A 4,207-nucleotide genomic window follows, 5' to 3' on the forward strand; every position below is an offset into this window, starting at 1 on the left:
ATAATGGCCATTGGGGTGCGGGACCTACCCAATGGCTTTTCAAAAACCATATCCCCCATAAAGGTCAACCCGTAAATATTCTGGTTTTGCGGGATACGGACCCAGGTACTTTGTTCATTGGATTGGGTGTCGAAACGATAACTGTTAAATCGCCATTTGGTTTCACCTTCCCGAAATTTAAAGGAAGTCAGGGGAATCACCATTTCGGAGGTGTAATAGTCGTCGTAGATTTTGGATTCACCTTTCCATTTGACGTCCCAGGAAATTGTAAAGCCACGAAGGTCCAGACCTCCCCCGGAAACGAGACCTTCCCGCCGCACCCCATAGGGGTTTATCCCGAACAAAAAAGCATTGTTGGCGTCGTTAAAAGTGTCGAACAACAGGGTGATGTTATCCGAGTTTCCCGCCCTGAAGTCACGCCGGAGGGACTCTATAGCATAATTCCTGCCTGCTGTATAAACCCGGATCCCAATATACAGGTTGGTATCATCATACAGCATTTTGATTTCGCTTTGTTTTCGCGCCTGAATACTGTCCACCGGGAAGTATTCCCAAAATTCATCGGCGGACTCTGCAATTTCCCAGGCATAATCATCCAGGGCACCGTCCAATTCGATTTTTTCGGTAGTATATTTAACCGTAAAAGATTTGTAGGGACCGGTTTGTGAGTAAGCATAAACAGAGCAAAAAAAGCAAAAAGCCCACCGCCAGAATAAATGCATTCAGTCTTTTTAAGGACCTTAAAAGTAATTTTTCCTTAACTAACAGCTGTTCTTTTGTAAATACTTTAACGAAATATTTAGATAAGAAATGAGATTCACAAGGTCGGGAAATAGGGTTTTTTGTACATTTCAATATAACGAGTTGAAGTAAGGGGTAACCCCGATCTTAAAACCTATTGATTTTTTTGATTGCCATGAGACAAAAACTGATACTGGGTCTAATAAGTATTTTCTTATTTCCGATACAAGGGATCTCAAATCCTTTGCCGGAATGGTCGAAAACGGGACACCGCGTCATTGGGGCTGTGGCTCAAAAGCATTTGAATCGGAAAGCCCGTAAAACCATTGAAAAGATATTACAGGGGGAAACCCTGGCTGAGGTATCCAACTATGCAGATGCCATTAAATCGGACAGGAATTATGGGCGTTTTAGTCCCTGGCATTACGTTAATTTTCCCGCTGACGCTCGGTACCTGGATTCGGAGCCCGCGGCCGAAGGAGACGTGGTGATGGGAATTGAAAAATGTATGACCATTCTTAAGGATCCGGGAACATCGGAGGAGGATGCGGAGTTTTACCTTAAAATGCTAGTTCACCTGGTTGGAGACCTGCATCAACCCATGCATGTTGGAAAATTGGAGGATAAGGGTGGTAATGATATCCAGCTGCAGTGGTTTGGACGTGGGAGTAATTTACACCGGGTGTGGGATGCTAATTTAATCGACGATTACGGGATGAGTTATACAGAGTTGGCGGAGAGTTTGCCGCGTTGGGACCGGGAAAAAATCAAACGGGTTATGGCTGGTACGGTATACGATTGGGTGGAGGAAGTTCAGGAGGTTACCAACCGCGTCTACGCCTCGGCTGAATCCGGAGAAAAACTGAGTTACCGCTACCGTTACGTATGGTGGGATACGGTTGAGGAACAATTACTCGTAGGGGGGCTTCGGTTAGCCGCCGTGCTCAACGCCATTTACGGCTGAAGATCCAACTTATTTCCTTTTTGAAATGGCGTTTCCGGTTATGCCGCGTTGACGGGAACACTTAAAACGATTCACATTCGCGTTGCGCAGTTTCAGATGCTTTGTGCTTCGTCCCTGAACGCGCTTGCGCCACCTTTTAAAACTTCCGGGTTTAAGCTCGTTGCGCATAAGGGAAATTACATGGTCTTCACTAAGTCCAAATTGAAACGTTATGGCTTCAAAAGGTGTTCGGTCCTCCCAGGCCATTTCAATGATGCGATCGATCTCCTGCGGTGTTAGGTCTTGTTTTTCCACATTTCAAAAATACGAAGGATTCCCCTAAGGTGAAACACAGGTGCATTTTCAATTGATTTTGCGAAACGTGAGGTTTATGCGTTGTCCCAGGGGTTTTCGGGTTTTAGGAATTTGATGCAACCAGGATTCCTGCATAGCACCTCCCATCAGCAGTAAGCTCCCATGCTCCAACTGCATGCGGAACCTCAGGGATTTGTCTTCCCTGTGTTTTAGGTGAAATGCCCGGGTGGCACCCAGGGAAACCGAGGCGATAAACGGCTGATTCCCCAATTCCTTCTCATTATCTGCATGCCAGCCATTGCTGTCTTGCCCATCCCTGTAGAGATTTAGAAGACAGGTTGTAAAGCGTTCACCACTCAGATCTTCAATCTTTTTTTTCAGATCCAGTAATTCAGGTGTGAAGGCCGTGGGGTGCATTTGGATTCCTGAATACGTGTAGGATTTACCCTGCTCGCCAAAAAGGGCGGTCAGACGTGGTTGCAGATAGGTTTTTCCGAAGATACGGATGGTGTCTTCCTTCCAGGATACATGTTTCAGCAAATGCTTAAAGAGCATATCCGCTGCATCCCGACCCAAAAAATGTGGTTCGTAATGCAATTGGGCATCGCGCAGGACAATACGGCCGGTTTGTTTGAGATCCTCCATCAGCGGACCACGGATTGGAGCTCATTGCGATATTGAGAGGGACTCATACCTGTGAAGGCCTTAAAGGACTTATTAAAATGTGAAAAATTGTTGAACCCGCTTTCAAAACAAATTTGGGTAATGCTCAATTTGTTCTCCGAGAGCAGATTGGAGGCGTGGACCAGCCGGTATTCATTGACGAACTGAACAAAAGTCTTCTGAGTAACCTTTTTAAAATACCGGCAAAAGGAAGGGACTGTCATAAATACCAAATCTGCCATTTCCTCCAGGGAAATAGGTTGTCGGTAGTTTTCTTTGACGTAGTTGAAAATCGTATTGATGCGATCATTTTCTTTGGATTGGAGTTCCATGGACAAATGATCGGCATTGAGAATTTCAAAGTCTTTGGAACTGGCGAGTTCATTGAGGACGTTGAGAATAGCCAGGAGTCTTTGAAAATCGGTCTTATACTCCAGGATTTCAATTTTCTCCCCGATTTTTTTCTTTGAAGTACCTCCAAAGGCGAGGCCTCCCTTGGCCTTTTCAAACAGGTTTCGAATTTTGGACATTTCGGGAATGTCAAAAAAATCGGATCCCAGAAAATCTGCCTTCATCTGCACCACAGATTCACTGGAATTACCGGTACTGGCATCGGTAAAACCGCAATGGGGCAAGTTGGAGCCGATAAGAATCAGGTCACCCTGGGTGTAATAGGAAACGTGACTACCAATTTGCCTGCGGCCACTTCCTCCATTGACATATACCAGTTCCAGTTCCGGATGGTAATGCCATACATTATTCTTGTTGGGTTTTGCAGCGCTGAATTTTTGATATGTAAAAGACTGACCGAAATCCGGGGCTATAGCCTCAAAGGCTGGTTTATTCTTAGTTATAGTTTCCATATCCCTGCATTTTTTATTCAAATTTACGCAAGACCACTCCAGATAGATTATACGAAATTACCCTGAATATATGGAATATTAACATCCATGGAAAAATTAACCTTAATATACGTTAATATCAGACATAAAGAGGGTAATGTTGTGGTGGTTTTAGCCATAACCCTGAGTTACTTTTGGAGTGTTCATTAAAATTAAGTTCTAATCAAAAAACGAATGTCATGAAAAACAATTGGAAAAAAGTAAGTTCAGCATTACTCGTACTCGCAGCATCAGCAAGCCTTAGTGCTGCCACACCGGCTACTATTGTTAAACCGGGTGAAAAGGAAATCAAAACAAATACTCCGGCTATAATGGTCGAGGGAGAAAGAGTATTTGTAAACCATTTAAATCTGGAAGGTGAAAAAGTTACTTTAAAGGTGTATGACCAGGACAATCGCCTGTTGTACATCAAAAAGTTCAACCAGACCCCGGTAGTTGAAATGGCCTTTAATTTTGAAAGTGCCTACGAAGGTACCTACAGTGTCGTTCTCAACGACGGCGACGTGATCTACACCGCAACTGTAGCAGTACTTTAGTTCGTTTTAGTTGGTTTAATTCAGGAGAAAAGGGGCTTTAAGGCCCCTTTTTTTATGACAACCACCTTTGGAGTTGTTTTTGTTTTTGTTCCGGAAGACCAGGGAGA

The 4,207-nt window shown here is 44.1% G+C and carries 6 protein-coding genes; 2 read left to right on the forward strand and 4 right to left on the reverse strand.

Annotated elements, in window-relative coordinates:
- Nucleotides 1-611 (reverse strand): carbohydrate binding family 9 domain-containing protein (locus tag WBV75_RS00440; protein WP_424118696.1); only part of this gene is annotated, 611 nt, incomplete at its 3' end.
- Between the two features lie 374 nt (nt 612-985).
- On the opposite strand from WBV75_RS00440, the gene WBV75_RS00445 reads away from it, so the two are divergent.
- A complete protein-coding gene (locus tag WBV75_RS00445) occupies nt 986-1,705 on the forward strand; it encodes a S1/P1 nuclease (RefSeq protein WP_424118697.1) in 720 nt (239 codons plus the stop codon).
- 9 nt (nt 1,706-1,714) lie between these two features.
- On the opposite strand, the gene WBV75_RS00450 is transcribed toward WBV75_RS00445, so the two are convergent.
- The 3 genes from WBV75_RS00450 to WBV75_RS00460 are packed head-to-tail and all read right to left on the reverse strand — an operon-like array spanning nt 1,715 to nt 3,525.
- Nucleotides 1,715-1,999 (reverse strand): TIGR03643 family protein, encoded by a 285-nt coding sequence (locus WBV75_RS00450; RefSeq protein ID WP_424118698.1) that lies wholly within the window; start codon nt 1,997-1,999, stop codon nt 1,715-1,717.
- Between the two features lie 48 nt (nt 2,000-2,047).
- The gene (locus WBV75_RS00455) at nt 2,048-2,644 is read right to left on the reverse strand and encodes an alpha-ketoglutarate-dependent dioxygenase AlkB family protein (protein ID WP_424118699.1); all 597 of its coding nucleotides are present in this window, start codon (nt 2,642-2,644) and stop codon (nt 2,048-2,050) included.
- Nucleotides 2,644-3,525 (reverse strand): AraC family transcriptional regulator, encoded by an 882-nt coding sequence (locus WBV75_RS00460; RefSeq protein WP_424118700.1) that lies wholly within the window; start codon nt 3,523-3,525, stop codon nt 2,644-2,646. The genes WBV75_RS00455 and WBV75_RS00460 overlap by 1 nt, the downstream gene beginning before the upstream one ends.
- Nucleotides 3,526-3,743: 218 nt before the next feature.
- Here WBV75_RS00460 and WBV75_RS00465 point away from each other — a divergent pair, with 218 nt between their 5' ends.
- Complete coding sequence (locus WBV75_RS00465; RefSeq protein ID WP_424118701.1) at nt 3,744-4,100, forward strand: hypothetical protein; 357 nt, start codon at nt 3,744-3,746, stop codon at nt 4,098-4,100.
- Nucleotides 4,101-4,207: the final 107 nt, after the last annotated feature.

The organism is Robiginitalea sp. (assembly GCF_049588695.1).
Lineage (GTDB): Bacteria > Bacteroidota > Bacteroidia > Flavobacteriales > Flavobacteriaceae > Robiginitalea.

Bases quoted from the DNA above. Each gene is read 5' to 3' on its own strand.
- WBV75_RS00455 (WP_424118699.1), bottom strand. From the start codon at position 2,644: ATGGAGGATCTCAAACAAACCGGCCGTATTGTCCTGCGCGATGCCCAA.
- WBV75_RS00460 (WP_424118700.1), bottom strand. From the start codon at position 3,525: ATGGAAACTATAACTAAGAATAAACCAGCCTTTGAGGCTATAGCCCCG.
- WBV75_RS00465 (WP_424118701.1), top strand. From the start codon at position 3,744: ATGAAAAACAATTGGAAAAAAGTAAGTTCAGCATTACTCGTACTCGCA.